Source organism: Pelagerythrobacter sp. Soil_C_18 (genome assembly GCF_057657235.1).
Window position 1 is genome coordinate 75,542 of the sequence record NZ_JBDGIU010000003.1, and the last position, 14,666, is coordinate 90,207.

The 14,666-nt window shown below is 65.5% G+C and carries 13 protein-coding genes; 10 read left to right on the forward strand and 3 right to left on the reverse strand.

Going from position 1 to position 14,666, the window contains the following annotated elements; translation table 11 throughout:
• Nucleotides 1-280: 280 nt before the first annotated feature.
• Complete coding sequence (locus AC3A5N_RS08445; protein WP_487736880.1) at nt 281-2,701, forward strand: porin family protein; 2,421 nt, start codon at nt 281-283, stop codon at nt 2,699-2,701.
• Between the two features lie 13 nt (nt 2,702-2,714).
• Here AC3A5N_RS08445 and AC3A5N_RS08450 read toward each other — a convergent pair whose 3' ends face one another.
• A complete protein-coding gene (locus AC3A5N_RS08450) occupies nt 2,715-3,341 on the reverse strand; it encodes a TetR/AcrR family transcriptional regulator (protein WP_487736881.1) in 627 nt (208 codons plus the stop codon).
• Nucleotides 3,342-3,506: 165 nt separating this feature from the next.
• On the opposite strand from AC3A5N_RS08450, the gene AC3A5N_RS08455 reads away from it, so the two are divergent.
• A complete protein-coding gene (locus tag AC3A5N_RS08455) occupies nt 3,507-4,361 on the forward strand; it encodes a metal-dependent hydrolase (RefSeq protein ID WP_487736882.1) in 855 nt (284 codons plus the stop codon).
• The gene (locus tag AC3A5N_RS08460; RefSeq protein ID WP_487736883.1) at nt 4,358-4,786 is read left to right on the forward strand and encodes a DUF2147 domain-containing protein; all 429 of its coding nucleotides are present in this window, start codon (nt 4,358-4,360) and stop codon (nt 4,784-4,786) included. Before AC3A5N_RS08455 ends, AC3A5N_RS08460 begins: the two co-directional genes overlap by 4 nt.
• A gap of 199 nt (nt 4,787-4,985) precedes the next feature.
• Here AC3A5N_RS08460 and AC3A5N_RS08465 read toward each other — a convergent pair whose 3' ends face one another.
• Nucleotides 4,986-5,120 (reverse strand): hypothetical protein, encoded by a 135-nt coding sequence (locus AC3A5N_RS08465; RefSeq protein ID WP_487736884.1) that lies wholly within the window; start codon nt 5,118-5,120, stop codon nt 4,986-4,988.
• A gap of 340 nt (nt 5,121-5,460) precedes the next feature.
• Here AC3A5N_RS08465 and AC3A5N_RS08470 point away from each other — a divergent pair, with 340 nt between their 5' ends.
• The 4 genes from AC3A5N_RS08470 to AC3A5N_RS08485 all read left to right on the forward strand — a co-directional run bounded on the left by AC3A5N_RS08470 (nt 5,461) and on the right by AC3A5N_RS08485 (nt 11,663).
• On the forward strand, nt 5,461-6,165 hold the full coding sequence (locus AC3A5N_RS08470; protein ID WP_487736885.1) for a Crp/Fnr family transcriptional regulator: 705 nt from the start codon (nt 5,461-5,463) through the stop codon (nt 6,163-6,165).
• A gap of 1,017 nt (nt 6,166-7,182) precedes the next feature.
• Nucleotides 7,183-9,984: a cyanophycin synthetase gene (gene cphA / locus AC3A5N_RS08475; RefSeq protein ID WP_487736886.1), complete on the forward strand. Its 2,802-nt coding sequence runs from the start codon at nt 7,183-7,185 to the stop codon at nt 9,982-9,984.
• Nucleotides 9,977-10,873 (forward strand): isoaspartyl peptidase/L-asparaginase family protein, encoded by an 897-nt coding sequence (locus AC3A5N_RS08480; protein WP_487736887.1) that lies wholly within the window; start codon nt 9,977-9,979, stop codon nt 10,871-10,873. The genes cphA and AC3A5N_RS08480 overlap by 8 nt, the downstream gene beginning before the upstream one ends.
• A complete protein-coding gene (locus AC3A5N_RS08485) occupies nt 10,866-11,663 on the forward strand; it encodes a cyanophycinase (RefSeq protein WP_487736888.1) in 798 nt (265 codons plus the stop codon). The genes AC3A5N_RS08480 and AC3A5N_RS08485 overlap by 8 nt, the downstream gene beginning before the upstream one ends.
• A gap of 80 nt (nt 11,664-11,743) precedes the next feature.
• Here the strand turns inward: AC3A5N_RS08485 and AC3A5N_RS08490 are convergent, their stop codons facing one another.
• Nucleotides 11,744-12,250: a DUF892 family protein gene (locus AC3A5N_RS08490; protein WP_487736889.1), complete on the reverse strand. Its 507-nt coding sequence runs from the start codon at nt 12,248-12,250 to the stop codon at nt 11,744-11,746.
• Nucleotides 12,251-12,387: 137 nt separating this feature from the next.
• Between AC3A5N_RS08490 and AC3A5N_RS08495 the strand changes: the two genes are divergently transcribed.
• From AC3A5N_RS08495 to AC3A5N_RS08505, 3 genes are read left to right on the forward strand one after another with little or no spacing between them, the layout of a single operon-like run.
• Complete coding sequence (locus tag AC3A5N_RS08495) at nt 12,388-13,701, forward strand: SDR family oxidoreductase (protein ID WP_487736890.1); 1,314 nt, start codon at nt 12,388-12,390, stop codon at nt 13,699-13,701.
• On the forward strand, nt 13,698-14,174 hold the full coding sequence (locus AC3A5N_RS08500; protein ID WP_487736891.1) for a DUF2269 family protein: 477 nt from the start codon (nt 13,698-13,700) through the stop codon (nt 14,172-14,174). The genes AC3A5N_RS08495 and AC3A5N_RS08500 overlap by 4 nt, the downstream gene beginning before the upstream one ends.
• Complete coding sequence (locus AC3A5N_RS08505; protein WP_487736892.1) at nt 14,174-14,656, forward strand: hypothetical protein; 483 nt, start codon at nt 14,174-14,176, stop codon at nt 14,654-14,656. Before AC3A5N_RS08500 ends, AC3A5N_RS08505 begins: the two co-directional genes overlap by 1 nt.
• Nucleotides 14,657-14,666 lie beyond the last annotated feature (10 nt).

Genomic DNA, 14,666 nt, shown 5'->3' on the forward strand with positions numbered 1-14,666 from the left:
CCATTCGCTTTTGGATGAATGATGACGTGTTCGGGCGGGCGCACGGATCGTGCGCCCGCTCATTCCGCAGTGGTGAGGGATGCCGGTTCAACAATCCACGTTGTGTCGTACGCCGCCAGTCACGGTTGTTCCGAATGGCGTCCCGGAAGCCGGGCGGAACAGGATGCCGACAGATGCAGATCGCTGACGCGTTGCAATGAGATTGTCAGGCCTCGCCTTACTGACCTCTCTCGCCCTTTGCTGGCCTCGTGGCGATGCGGCCGCACAACCGGTCGACAACGTGGGAGCTGTCGACGGGCCCGGCGAGATCGTGGTTACCGCACCTCGCCGCGGCGAAGCGGAGGTCCCGGTCGAGACCGAGTTCGGCGAGGAGGAGATCGCCAGTCACGGCGCGGACAGCATCGACGAACTGCTCGAGAGTCTGGCGCCGTTGATCGACGGATCGGGCGAGGAGCCTGTGATCCTGGTGAATGGCAAGGAGATCGGTTTTGACCGGTCGATCCTCGGCTTCCCGCCTGAGGCGCTAAACCGCATCGCGCTGCTGAAGGCGGAGGCTGCGGCGCACTATGGCCACCGATCCGGCCGACGCGTCGTCAACCTGGTTCTCAAGGAGAATTATGCCAGCCGCAACATCGAAGCGGCAGTGAACTGGGCCACCGACGGCGGCCAGTACGATGGGGCTCTGACGGCCGGTCAGGTGGCCATCTCAGGCGCCACGCGTTGGAATGCTCAGGCACGCCTGTCGATCGAAAGCGCTCTGCGGAACAGCGCAAGGGGAGCTCGTCCGAGTCAGGCAGGTCCCATCGACCTCGTCGGCTACGTCGCCCCGGTGTCGGGGGACGAGATCGATCCCGGCCTGAGCGGATTGGCGGGAGTGACCGTGGGCGTCGCCGCCATACCGGGCCGCGCCCTCGCCGGGGCGCCGGTGCTGGCGGACTTCGTCGCTGGCGCCGGCCGGACGAATCCGGCCGATCCTGCGCGGTTCGAGACGCTCCTGCCTTCGCGGCGCAAGCTCTCGTTGAACCTTGGCGCCAGTCGCCCCTTGGGGCCGTTCACCGCATCCCTGTCTCTGAATGCGAGTTCCAACCACAGCGAACGGCTGCGCGGGCTGCCAATGGCCTCGATCGTCATTCCACAGGGAAGCCCGTGGTCGCCGTTCTCCGGCGATGTGCTCCTTGTTCGTCCTCTAGCAGGTGCTCGCGCCTTGCGCAGCGAGAACAGCTCGAAATCGCTTGGGCTCTCTTTGACCCTGTCGGGTTCGCTCGGATCCTGGCGGACTACCCTCTCGACCAGCTACGCCCGTAGCTGGTCCACCAACCATCTGGAACACGGCGTAGACACCCGCGAGGCGCAAGCTTTGATCGATGCACACGTGCCGGGATTCAATCCTTATATGCCCTGGTCTGATCGCCTGCTACGGACCAGCGGCAGCAAGTCGGACAGCGAAAGCTTCGGCGGCAACCTCAGCGCCGCGAGGCCGGTCGTGGATCTTCCGGCCGGGCCCGTGACGGCGACTCTCTCGATGACCGCGAATCACAATAGCAGCGGCTACCGATCTCTCGGCGGTGAGAGCCAAGAGGCGTGGGACGCGACCGCCTACGACCACCTGGGCGGTGAGCTCTCCGTCAGCATCCCAGTCTCCGCACGCGGAGAGGGCGAGCTCAACCCGCTGGGCGATCTCTCGATCGATCTGTCAGCCGGGGGCCAGACGGCGACCGGCAGCGCGTTTCGAAAGCAGCACGGCGCGGGGTTCACTTGGACACCTGTCCCGCCCGTGCAGGTCCTCGGCTCGTTCGAGCACCGCGAAGTCGTCCCTTCCTCCGAGGACTTGGGCGCACCTCGTGTCGAGACCGTAACGCGGGTCTACGACTTTCTGCGCCAGGAAGTGGCCGAGCCGCTGTGGATCACCGGCGGCAATCCACTGCTCAGCCGAGGGAGCGCGCAGAGCCTCTCGCTCGAGGTCCGCCTCAGGCCCTTGGGCAGCCCGCTGCTTTCCGTGAACGTCGGATATCGCAGCCGCCGCGGCGAGGGCGGGGTTGCGCCCTTTCCGGAACTGACGCCTGCGATGGAGGCCGCTTTCCCGGAGCGAGTGGTGCGCGATGCTGAGGGACGATTGCAGATGGTCGATGCTCGGCCGATCAATATCGCCCGGAGCCGAAGCGCGGAGCTCGTCTCGAGCGTGGCGCTGCGCCTGCCCACCCCGGGCGCGCGGGCAGCGAACACACGCACGGCGGATCCGCTACGCCTGACCTTTACCCTCAACCACACCTGGCGCCTGGAGAGCGAACTGCTGACCCGGGCCGGCGTGCCCACGATCGACCAACTCGCCGAAACCGGGCAGTCACGGCACTACCTCTCGCTGCAGGCGACCGCGGGCAAGAAGGGGATCGGCGGCGATTTGCGCGCGACCTGGAGCAGTCCGGCACAAGTCCGCAGCAGGCATTCGGCGGGGCGGGACTACCGCTATCGGCCTCCGCTGATGATCAACGCCGGCGTGTTCATCCTTCCCGGGAAGTTGTGGACCGGGGCGGAGGGGATCGGATGGCTGGAGAACCTCAAGGTCTCGCTCGAGGTCGAGAACCTGCTCGATACCTACCGCCGCGTTACGCTGAGCGACGGGAGCGTTCCGCCGGGCTTCAGCCGGCACGAGGTCGATCCGCTCGGGCGCACGGTGGAGCTGTCGGTGCGGAAGAGGTTCTAAGGGCGCGGCTCTGTCAGCCGATGGCCGGGGGAATGCCCGAGGGGATCAGGAACAGCGGCAGGATTCGCGCGATCAGGTCGCGCATTGCGTCGTCGTCCTGACCGAGCATTTCGCGCACGTGCGGACCGATCAGCGCATCGCCGAAGGCGCTGACCGCCATCATCAGCACCGCGGCACGGACCCGTTCCGGCGCCGCATCGTCGGTGGACTGCCCGACGATCGCTTCCACCAGCGCACGCACTGCCTCTCGCACGGGTTCGAGCTGCTTCACGTCGCCGGACAGGATGATCCATGCGGCGAGCTGTCCGGCGCCGCCCTTGTCGAACGCGTCGAACACCTTGTCCGCCACCGTGCGAGGCGCGGCCGCATCGGTCTTGAGCAGTTCCACCACGTTGTCGAGCGCTGTGGTCAGATCGCGGATCATCGAGCCCATTAGTGCGGACTGCAGGCTCGCCGCCGATCCGAAGTGATGCAGCACGTTGGCATGCGACATGCCGATCTCGCGGCCCACATTTGCCAGCGTGACGGCAGCCGGGCCGCTGTCGAGGAGCAGCTTGCGTGCTGCGATCAGGGCCTCATCGCGGACCTCGTCGCCCATCCGCTTGCGCCGCCGGACCCGCTCCTCCTTCGGCTGTGCCATTCCGTCCTCCATATGCGGCACTGCCGCCTTCGCCAGGATACCACATACAGATGTGCGAACGCGCGTCACCCCAGATCGTCGGCTGCGGCACGTCCATTCCCGAATTACTATTTACATTAACATCAATGTAAATTAAAGGGGTGTGACAATCAGGAGGATTCGACAATGTCTTCAACCCGAACCCCCGACGATATCACGATTCACAAGCGCAACTGGAAATTCGGCCGGGAAGAGCCGGTCCGCCGCTGGTGGCACGGCGGCGACCCCGGGCGCACCGCGTTCTTCAACGCGCTGTCCTCGACCTTCCCGGTGGGCGAGAAGTTCTTCATGACCACGGTGCGCCATTACCGTGACGACGCGCCCGAGACGCTGCGCGCGCAGATCGACGATTTCGTTTATCAGGAATCGATGCACACGCGCGAGCACGTGTTTTTCAACAAGCAGGCGCGCGATGCGGGATACGACATTCGCCCGGCGGAAGACCGCGCTGCGCGCACGATTGCCTGGGCCAAGCGCCGCAAGCCGGTGATGCAGCTTGCAGCGACCTGCGCGCTCGAACACTTCACCGCGACCCTGGCAAACGCCGTTCTCTCGAACCCCGAGCATCTTGCCGGCGCCGAGCCGGAAGCGCAGCGCATGTGGCGCTGGCACGCGATCGAGGAGATCGAGCACAAGGCCGTCGCTTTCGACACCTGGCTCCATGCGACGCGCAAGTTCCCGCGCTGGCGGCGGTGGCTCGGACGCTCCTTCGCGATGGCGGCGGCGACCGTGCGGTTCCACTACGTGATCTTCCGCAACACTGCCGGCTTGCTCGAGCAGGACGGCAGGAACGACTTTGCCACCTGGCGCAAGCTGCTGCACTACCTCTATGTCCGCCCCGGCGCCATGCGCCTGCTGGTGGGCAGCGCGATCGGGTACATGCGCCCGGGCTTCCACCCGTGGCAGCATGACGACCGCGTGCTCGTCGCCAGGGCCCTCGACACGCTCACGCCTCCCGCCGATGCGGAGCCGGCGTCGTGAGGGCGGTGGCAGTCATGCTCGGGCTGCTGCTGGCCGCATCCGCGCCGGCAGCAGCGGCGGACGGTAGCCGGCTTCTCGGCGTCTGGGCGACCGGCAGCGAAGGCGGCCGGGTCGAGATCTACCGCTGCGGCGCGGCCGTGTGCGGCAAGATCATCGACGCGACGCGGCTGCGCGCCAATCCCGACCTGCGGGACGTGCGCAATCCCGACAAGTCGCTCAGGGACCGCAAGCTGAAGGGGCTGGTGGTGCTGCGCGGGTTCACCGGCGGCCCGGCCGAATGGCAGGGTGGCCCGGTCTACGATCCGGAATCGGGCGACGGAGCCGCCAAGGGCTACCTGACCCTGCGCCGCGACGGCAAGCTCGAGGTCAAGGGCTGCAAGGCCGCGATCTTCTGCCGCACCAAGGTTTGGACCCGCGTGCGCTGATCATGTGAAGGGCTCCTCACAAGGGACGAAGTCGCATCCGTCCCTTGCGCGCCCGCGACGCCCATGGGTGCCGCGGGCGTCTTTTTGTGCGCTTATGGTCCCGCTTGGAGCCCGGGAGTGCCAGATGAAGCGCGTCGGGATAGACGATCGACGGTTCACGTCCGGCCGATTTCGAAGCCATCAAGCCGCAGCCACGGCGCTACTTCTCGATTGTGATGGTGTCCTTGAGAACGAGGCGATGCACGATCTCGCCGGCCTCATCTTCGGCGTCGATCCGCTGCCCTAGCTTCAGCACTCCCGCGCCCGCATCCGCGCCAAGGATCGCGCGTTTCACACAATGCTGCGGCAATTACCGATTGCAGGTTCGGCAATTGGCGGCCGTCCGCGTCGAGAAGAAGATTGTCCCATCTCGGAGATGAAAAATACCTTCTCATCGCGACTACCTCATTTGGGTTGGAAGGAAATCTACCATTGAACTCTATTCAAGTCGCCACGTAACTTGCGTTCTCTCATTCTGTTTAACATAGGACTGGATTAGGTAAGGCAAACCATGTTATGGTTGCCCTATCGGCGATCCAATATCTGGGCATCGGCGACTGAGAGATTCCACGTGCTCCCGCCCGCATTTCCTTGCTCGGGAGTACGTCGTGACCGGCCATCCAATCCTTCAGCGCATGGTGCGCAAGTTCGAGCGGCGTGAGTTGCTCGACGATGCGGACCGAAGTGCCCTGCACTCACTGCCGTACCAGATAAAGACAGCCGAGGCGGGCGCGTACATCGTCCGCGAGGGAGCGCCCACGGAGAAGAGTGCGCTGATCCTCTCGGGCCTCGCCTTCCGGCACAAGCTGACGGCGGACGGCGGCCGCCAGATCGTCAGCATTCACATCCCCGGCGACTTCGTAGATCTCGAAGGATCGCTCCTCGCCATTGCCGATCACAACGTACAAACCCTCACGCGCTGTGAAATCGCGACGATCTCGCGCGCTGCGATCCAAAAGCTCGTCAAGACACACCCACGCGTCGGCCTGGCGATGTGGATCGACACGCTGGTCGACGGCTCGATCTTCCGAGAATGGGTCACCAATGTCGGTCGCCGCGACGCGAAGCAGCGGATCGGACACCTCTTCTGCGAGTTCGCGCTCCGTCTGGACGTTGCGGGCCTTGGTGACGTCAAAGGCTACGAGCTTCCGATGACTCAAGAGCAGCTCGCCGACGCGACCGGGCTGACGTCTGTGCACGTCAATCGGACGTTGAAGGCGCTCGAGGCGGATGGACTGATCAGACGGGAGCGCCGCTTCGTTCATATCCCCGATTGGGAGCGCCTCAGGGAGGTGTCGGGTTTCAACGCGCTGTACTTGCACCTGGATCAGGTCGCTTGATGGCAAGGCGCGCTGGGGCCCTCCCCAACCGAGTCCATCAGCGAATTTTTGTTTTCCGGAAGCCAACTTAGGTCAGCGCGCGCGCCTCGCGAACGGGCTATTTGGATGAAACAGGTTCGCCGCGAGTCGCCCCAGTTGCTGCTCGGATCAGTGGGATCAGTCGGCAGAGCTTTTCCCGAAGGGGGCCGACGGTATGCCATGGATCGTCCCGACGTTTGCGATTCTCCTGACAGCGTTCGCCACCGCCTTTGTGCTTTGCGAATGTCTCTTGAGACGGCGTGTCACCTCATTCGAACTCCAACGGCCAGCCAAATGTAAGGAGCGGACCTTTCTCGCGCTTCGGAAGATGGCTGATGAGGATGATCAGGTCGCGCGCATGGCTGATCACCGCGTGCGAGGCCGTGAACCTATCTGATTTTGCCGGGTTAACTCCGTGCTGATGCAAGGAGAGCGATGATGGCTAATGAGAGCAACGGTGGCAGAGCGGATCGGCCTGCCCGCAGCACGAATTCCGACCAGAACAGCACGCGGCCGCAGAAGGGCGGGGAGGCGGCAACGACGCGCTTCGGGATGGAAGACGGCGATAGTACCGACACACCCGCGACCGGCGTGGATCCCGGCAAGCAATCTCCCGCGGAACGCGGTCCTGGTAGAAGTGCCGGTAGTCTGGGCACCAGCGGCGGATAGACCGGTAGCGTGGCAACCGGCAACGCGAGCGGCGATGCGAGCGACTGATCGGCTGGAAGCGGCGTCAGGCCGGTCAGATCAGCCAGGACGGCCGGGCTGAATCTCGTGGTTTGTCTCCTAGGCGCGCTGTTCACATGCCAACTAGAGAGCCGGGCGAATGGAACGCCGCTCGTCTGATCGTGCGCCTGCCTCGCGTCTGGTGCGGGCAGTGGCCAAAGGTTAGATAAACATAGGTTTATCAGGCACTTGCTGGCATTTCGCGAGGAACAGACATGAAGATGAGGCGTTAAAGCAACTCCACCGGCATGGCCGGGTTCTTCGTGAGGATTTATGACCGCTATCGAGAATGCGGCGTCGAAGTCGGTTGCTCGACCCACCGCACCGCTGAACGTGCTTGAGCGCTCCATCTACAGGGGACCGAACCTTTACAGCTCTCGCGCGATGATCCGCATCCAGATCGACCTCGGTCATCTGGAACATTGGCCAACGAACCTGCTGCCGTGCTTCAGCGACCGTCTCATCGCGCTGCTCCCCGGCCTGAAGGCGCACGGGTGCAGCTATCAGCACGAAATGGGCTTTGTCCGGCGCCTTCAGGACGGAACCTGGCTCGGCCACGTCATCGAACATGTAGCGCTCGAACTGCAGTGTCTCGCCGGCAGTCCGGTTGCACGGGGCAAGACCCGCTCGGTCAAAGGCAGGACCGGGATCTACAACATCTTCTACGCCTACCGCGATGAAGGCACGGCCCTCGCTGCCGGCGTCCAAGCGATCAGACTGGTGGCTGCGCTGCTGCCGGAGAACCTGAGCGCCGTTACCGGCCTGGAACGCCTGGGCACCGTTCCGGCGATCGGCCCGACCGACGTGCCGGCGGTCGTTGCCGATCTGCGCGACCGGCTGCGCCGGAATGCGCTCGGCCCCACCACGGGCGCGCTCGTCGAGGCTGCCGAGAAGCGCGGCATTCCCGTCATGCGCCTTGACGACCGCAGCCTGATCCAGTTCGGCTACGGCAGCCGGCAGAAGCGCATCCGCGCCAGCATAACGGGGGACACGTCGCAAGTTGCGGTCGATATCGCCGGCGACAAGCACCTGACCAAGATGCTGCTGTCGCAAGCCGGCCTTCCGGTCCCGCGCGGCGCTGTCGTTCGCAGCGAGGACGAGGCTCTCGAAGAAGCTCGCAGCTTGCAAACACCGCTCGTCGTGAAGCCGCTCGACGGCAATCATGGGCGCGGCGTCACGACCGGTCTGACCGACCCTGCGGATATCGCTGCGGCCTATGCAGCCGCGCGCGAACACAGCCGCCGCGTCGTCATCGAGGAGCAGATCCCCGGAAGCGATCACCGTATCCTCGTGGTCCGCGGCAAGGTCGTGGCAGTCGCTGAACGTCTGCCGGCGCAGGTCGTCGGCAATGGGCACAGCACGATTGCCGAACTCGTCGATAAGGCGAATCGCGATCCGCGCCGGGGCGATGGGCATGAGAACCTGCTCACCAGGATCGTGCCGGACGCGTGTATGGCGGCGCTTCTGGCCAAAAGCGGGCGCACCTTGGCGACGGTCCCTGCCGCCGGCGAGACGGTGCGTCTGCGCGACGCCGCAAACCTCTCTTCCGGAGGCACGGCGCGCGACTGCACGGACGAGATCCATCCGTTCAACGCGGCCCTGGCGGTGCAGGCGGCCGCGGTCGTAGGGCTGGACGTCTGCGGGATCGATTTCCTCTCCCCGGATATCCGCCGCCCGGCGAGCGAGATCGGGGGCGGCATCGTCGAAGTGAACGCAGCGCCCGGCTTTCGCATGCATCTGGAGCCTTCGAGCGGCCAGCCGCGCGACGTGGCGGGACCGGTGATCGACGCATTGTTTCCCCGCGGGCGGCGGCCCCGGATTCCGATCTTTGCGATCACCGGCACCAACGGCAAGTCGACCACGGCCCGGATGGTCACGCGTATCCTCCGCCAGGCCGAATTCAACGTCGGGATGACGACGACGACCGGCATCTACTTCAACGAACACCTGATGGTGGGCGCCGACGCCAGCGGGCCGAAGAGTGCGCGCATGGTCCTGCGCAACCCGATGGTGGACGCAGCCGTGCTCGAAACCGCGCGCGGCGGCATCCTGCGCGAAGGGCTCGGGTTCGACAGCGCCGACATCGGCGCCGTGCTCAACGTGACGGCCGACCATCTGGGCCTGAAGGGGATCGACACCGTCGAAGACCTCGCCGACGTGAAAGGCGTTGTGGTCGAGAACGTCGCCCGGCGAGGCCATTCGATCCTCAATGCCGACGATCCGATGTGCGTGCGGATCGCGCGGCATGCCGGAGGCAAGGTGGTCTGGTTCACGCTCCAGGGCGGCGCTCAGCTTCCCGAGGCAGTGGCCGAGCACATCCGCGACGGCGGTATGGCGGCCGTGCGCGAACCGGGGCCTCAGGGCGGACGTCTGGTTCTGTACCGCGACGGCGGACGGCTGGATGTCCTGCCCGCGAGGGAAATCCCGGCAACGCTCGGCGGCATCGCCGACTTCAATATCGCGAATGCGCTAGCCGCGCTCGCCATGTGCGCCGCGCATGGAATTTCACCCGAGGTGATCCGCGACGGACTGCGGCAGTTCACCTGCTCGTTCGACGACTGTCCGGGCCGACTCAACATCCATGACATGGAAGGAATGCGGGTGCTCCTGGATTATGCCCACAACCCCGCAGGGCTGGAGGCACTAGGCAAGGTGCTCTCCCGGATGCGCGAGAGCTACCATCGAGTGATCGGAATGGTGAACATCCCGGGTGATCGCCGCGACGACGACATTGTCGAAATGGGCAGAATCGCGGCTGGCCTGTTCGACGAGATCGTCTTCCGCGAAGGCCCGGACGGGCGCGGCCGCCCATACGGAGAGGTCAATGCGCTGATGGCCAAGGGAGCGCTCATGGCGGGCATGACGCCCGAGAAGATCCGGCAGATCGTCGATGAGGCCGAAGCGACCGAGGCCACACTCCGTCTCGGCCGACCGGGCGACCTGCTGGTGTTATTGCCGACCACCGTCGACAAAGTGTGGCGTCAAGTTCAGTCATTTAAGCCGGACACGATCTGGTCGGCTGCTCATCGGATCGATGAGGTCCCGGCCGCCGCACGGTCGGCTGCGCATGCCTGAACACGGTCGCTGGACCGTGGTCGTCCATGGCGGCGCCAAGACGATCGCGCCTGAGCTGAGCGCGCGAAACCGTGCCGGATGCACGGCTGCGGCCGCTGCCGCCGCTGCGGTGCTCAGCCGCGGCGGGAGCGCGGCCGCCGCAACCGAAGCCGCGCTACGCCGTCTTGAGGACGATCCCGTGTTCAACGCCGGCTTCGGTTCGGTCCTCAACGGGGACGGCGAAGTCGAGATGGACGCGGCCATCATGGACGGCACCACCTTGGCGGTCGGGGCCGTGGCAGGCGTCCGCCGGGCGCCAAATCCCGCTCGTATCGCTCGTGCGCTGCTCCATGAACATACGGTGCTCCTGGCCGGGGAAGGGGCCGAACGCTTTGCGACCGAGTGCGGCATCCCTTTATGCGACGCGCGCGAGATGATCTCGAACGAAGCTCTGGCGTCGGAAAACGCGCAGGCGCACGATACGGTCGGCTGCGTGGCCCTCGACATGCACGGTGCCCTTGCCGCCGGGACGTCGACTGGCGGCCTGCCCGGAAAGCTACCAGGCCGAGTCGGTGACTCGCCGCTTCCCGGCTGCGGTCTGCTGGCCGACGACCGGGTCGGCGCGGTGGCGTTCTCCGGCGATGGAGAGAGCATCATTCGCACCACGCTGGCTGCACATGTCATGCATGCGCTCGAGCTTGGCCGCGGCGCCGCCGCTGCAGCCGAAACGGCGATCGAGCGGCTCGGCCGGGTGGGCGGGGAAGCCGGCGCCATCGTGATCGATCCCGAGGGCGGCGTCGGCATAGCCCATAACAGCACGCATTTTGCACTGGCCGTTCACACGGACTCGCTCAAGAAACCGGTGGCGGCGATCGGACGGCACGAATTGCAGGAGTTGCTCGATGGCTGACCAGTCAGGTCCGCTCATCATCATCGGCGGACACGAGGACAAGGAGGGTGACAAGGTCATCCTGAAGGAAGTGGTCAAGCGGATAGACGGCGGAAAGCTGATCCTCGCGACCGTCGCGAGCCACGAACGCGAAGGCTACTTCGAGACCTACGCGGAGGTGTTCGGCGAGCTTGGCCTCGACAACCTGGTGGAGCTCTACGTCAACGAACGCCAGGAGGCTCTTGCCGCAAAGGCTGCCGACATTCTCGACGATGCGGCAGGCATCTTCTTCACCGGCGGCGACCAGCTCCGCATCTCGAGTCAGATCGGCGACACCCCGATCGAGAAGTTCGTGCGCGAAATTCACGAGCGCGGCGGGCTCGTCGCGGGGACCTCGGCCGGGGCCTCAGTGATGAGCGAGACGATGCTGGTTCGCGGCTCCAGCCAGGAATCGCACCGGATCGGTGATCTCCACATGGCTCCAGGGCTGGGCCTGATGCGGCACGTCATCATCGACCAGCACTTTGCCGAACGTGGACGCATCGGGCGCCTTCTCGGGGCGGTCGCGCAGAATCCACGCGTGCTCGGCATCGGCATCGATGAGGACACCGCCATTGTCGTCGAGGGGGACGCCTTCCGGGTGATCGGCGCGGGCGCGGTCTACGTGGTCGATGGAGCTGGCGTCACCCATTCGAATATCGCAGAGGCGAGCCCGGAACTCACTCTGTCGATGTACAATGTTCGCCTGCACGTGCTGAGCTCGGGTGACCGCTTCAGTCTAGCAGAGCGGTCTCCGGAAGAACCTCGCTGACGCGGCCCGGCCGCCCATGGTGCGGGAAGCTCCGCGCCCGATCATTCGGTGTGCCCTACGGCGCGGAGCACTCCTCCGGCTCAGTGCTTGGCCGTCTGCCCGGCCTCTTCTCTCGAAAGGTACTCGCTGGTGAGATGCGGCAGATGTTCGTCCAGCCAATCGGCGAAGGATGTCTCGTCCTGCAGATGACCCTCGCAAAGCGAGGCTGTCTCCGGATCGCCAGCGGCCTGAGCGGTGGCGACCAGGATGCGATAGGATGCAGCCTGCATTTGCGCGAAAGTGATCGTGGCGAGCGCGGCCTTGATCACTTCGTCACCAACCACGTACCCACTGAGGGTCTGCCCGATGGCGGTGATCTTGCCGGTCATCTCCTTGATGGCCGACGGACTCTCACTCCGCTTATCGAGGCATTCCTGCAGCACGTCGGCATGGCGCGCTGCAATCTCCGCCTGCTGCGCCAGGCGCTCCTTGAAGGCCGGGTAATTCTCGATTCTGCCGGAGGTTCCTTCCAGCATTGTTTTCGCCTGCTCCTCGGTCGCGTGGGCGTCGCGGAGCCATTCGGTCAGTCGTTCTTCGGTCGTCGCCATGTGCATGGTCCTCTTTGCATTGTCCTTGCAAACGAACCGAAGCCTTGCGCCCCAGTTCCCGCGATCGAGGCAGTGCGGTGTTTCGATGGCGCAAGGCGCATTTTGAACCATTCAGGAAAACGTGCGTTCCTAGCGTGATGGAGTCGAGCGATTCTCAGTCAGGCTGTATCCTCATCGTTGGCGCCTCGGGGCTGATCGGGTCGGCCGTTGCCGCAAGGTTGCGTGCTGACGGCCACCGCGTGCGGGCGGTGCTCCGGTCGGAAGAAGGGCGCCGGCGCGTGCCCGCCGACGAACACCTCACGATCGATCTACGGGACGCTCTTTGCCCGGCCGACTGGCTCCCGCACCTCGCCGGTGTGACGGCGGTGGTGAACTGTGCTGGCGTACTCCAGGACAGCCCGCGCGATTCGACGTCGGCTGCAAACTTCCGCGGACCCGCCGCCTTGTTCGACGCCTGCGCCGAAGCGGGCGTCGGCCGCGTGATCCACTTCTCCGCCTTGGGCGTCGGGGAAGGCGGGATCACGCCGTTCTCGCGGAGCAAGGAGGCGCTCGAGCACCATCTCCAGTCGACCGCACTGAACTGGGTGATCCTTCGCCCCTCCGTCGTGGTCGGGCGCGCAGCCTACGGAGGAAGCGCGCTCTTCCGCGGCCTCGCGAGCTTACCGGTCCTGCCGCGCATACAGGGCGCGGGGCGGATCTCGATCGTCCAGCTCGAAGACCTGGCGGAGACGATCCGCCGACTGGTACGCTCCGAGACGCCTTCGCGTGTGACGATCGATCTCGCCGGCCCCGAGGCGCTCGAATTCGAGGAAGTCGTCGCACACTACCGCCGCTGGCTTGGCTGGCCTCCGGCACGGGTGATCCGCCCGATGCCGCTGCTCGTGGCGGCGGCATACCGCATCGGCGACATGGCGGGCGCGCTCGGGTGGCGTCCTCCCATACGGACCACGGCGCAAGTCGAGATTCGGCGCGGTGCGGCAGCGGGCTCGGACGAATGGACAGCCCTGACCGGGATCAAACCGGCTAGGCTGGACGACGCGCTCGCCCGCGAGCCGGCGTCGGTGCAGGAAAGGTGGTTTTCCCGGCTCTATTTCCTGAAGCCGCTGGCGATCGCCGTCTTTGCGTTCTTCTGGATTTTAACGGGCGTGGTCTCGCTCGGGCCCGGCTACGACATCGGTGTGGCGCTGATGCGGGAAGGCGGTGCAGGCGCGCTGAGCGGTCTCAGTGTGATCGCGGGCGGACTGGCCGACATAGCGATCGGGCTGGCGCTTCTCTGGCGCCGCACGGCACGCCTCGCGCTGTTTGCTGCTCTCGCCATCACGATCTTCTACGTCCTTGCCGGCACCGCGATACTGCCGCGCCTGTGGGAGGAGCCGCTTGGCCCAATGATGAAGGTCTGGCCGATCCTTGCGTTTAATCTGATTCTCTTCGCGATCCTGGATGAGCGATGATAACCGCCTACCTCGCGCTCAAGTTTCTCCATGTGATCGGCGCCACCGTCCTGCTCGGCACCGGCGCAGGCATCGCCTTCTTCATGTTGCTGGCTCATCGCACAGGCGATGCTCGAACCGTGGCCGGCGTTGCACGGATCGTGGTGATAGCGGACTTCCTGTTCACCGCGACCGCCGTCGTGGCGCAGCCGGTGACGGGCTGGCTGCTCGCGCGCGAAGTCGGCTATCCTCTTGCGGAGAGCTGGATCGTGCTCTCGCTGATCCTCTACGTCATCACCGGACTGTTCTGGCTGCCGGTCGTGTGGATGCAGATGCGGATGCGTGATCTGGCGCAGGCGGCCGCCGCGCAGAACGACCCCCTGCCGCCGGCGTACCACAAGCTGTTTCGGACCTGGTTTGCTTTCGGCTTTCCGGCGTTTGCCGCGGTGCTCGCAATCTTCTGGCTCATGATCGCCCGCCCGCAGGTGTGGTGATGGCGTCGCTGCGGAGCCTGCTGCTCGTAGGAGCCATCGGCGGCATCGTCGGAACGGCGGCGATGACGGCTGCCATGCGCCGGCTCGACCGCCTGCTGCCTGCGGGCGAACGATACCCGCTGCCGCCGCAGGAGATAACCGAGCAGGTCCTTCCCGACCCCTCTTCGGCCGCTACCGCGGATCGTACGATCGCCAGTCATTTCGGGTTCGGCGCGGTCGCGGGTGCACTGCTCGCCGGCACGAGCGGCGTCAGCCGCACGCGCGCAAGCGTTCTCGGGCCGGCCGTATGGGCGGCAAGCTATCTCGGATGGATTCCGGCTGCCGGAATTCTGCGCCCCGCTACCTCGCATCCCTGGCGGCGGAATGCTCTGATGCTCGGGGTGCACGTGGTCTGGGGGCTGGTGACGGCTGGCACCGCGAAGGAGCTGCTCGCCGCCCGCGGATCCATCTTCGGGCCCGGCGAAACGCGGGACGCGCCGTAACCGCGCACGA

Excerpts from the sequence above, each read along its gene's own strand:
- AC3A5N_RS08490 (WP_487736889.1), bottom strand. The coding sequence starts at position 12,250 with ATGGCGACGACCGAAGAACGACTGACCGAATGGCTCCGCGACGCCCAC.
- cphA (WP_487736886.1), top strand. The coding sequence starts at position 7,183 with ATGACCGCTATCGAGAATGCGGCGTCGAAGTCGGTTGCTCGACCCACC.
- AC3A5N_RS08505 (WP_487736892.1), top strand. The coding sequence starts at position 14,174 with ATGGCGTCGCTGCGGAGCCTGCTGCTCGTAGGAGCCATCGGCGGCATC.
- AC3A5N_RS08485 (WP_487736888.1), top strand. The coding sequence starts at position 10,866 with ATGGCTGACCAGTCAGGTCCGCTCATCATCATCGGCGGACACGAGGAC.
- AC3A5N_RS08450 (WP_487736881.1), bottom strand. The coding sequence starts at position 3,341 with ATGGCACAGCCGAAGGAGGAGCGGGTCCGGCGGCGCAAGCGGATGGGC.
- AC3A5N_RS08495 (WP_487736890.1), top strand. The coding sequence starts at position 12,388 with ATGGAGTCGAGCGATTCTCAGTCAGGCTGTATCCTCATCGTTGGCGCC.
- AC3A5N_RS08470 (WP_487736885.1), top strand. The coding sequence starts at position 5,461 with ATGGTGCGCAAGTTCGAGCGGCGTGAGTTGCTCGACGATGCGGACCGA.
- AC3A5N_RS08500 (WP_487736891.1), top strand. The coding sequence starts at position 13,698 with ATGATAACCGCCTACCTCGCGCTCAAGTTTCTCCATGTGATCGGCGCC.
- AC3A5N_RS08480 (WP_487736887.1), top strand. The coding sequence starts at position 9,977 with ATGCCTGAACACGGTCGCTGGACCGTGGTCGTCCATGGCGGCGCCAAG.
- AC3A5N_RS08455 (WP_487736882.1), top strand. The coding sequence starts at position 3,507 with ATGTCTTCAACCCGAACCCCCGACGATATCACGATTCACAAGCGCAAC.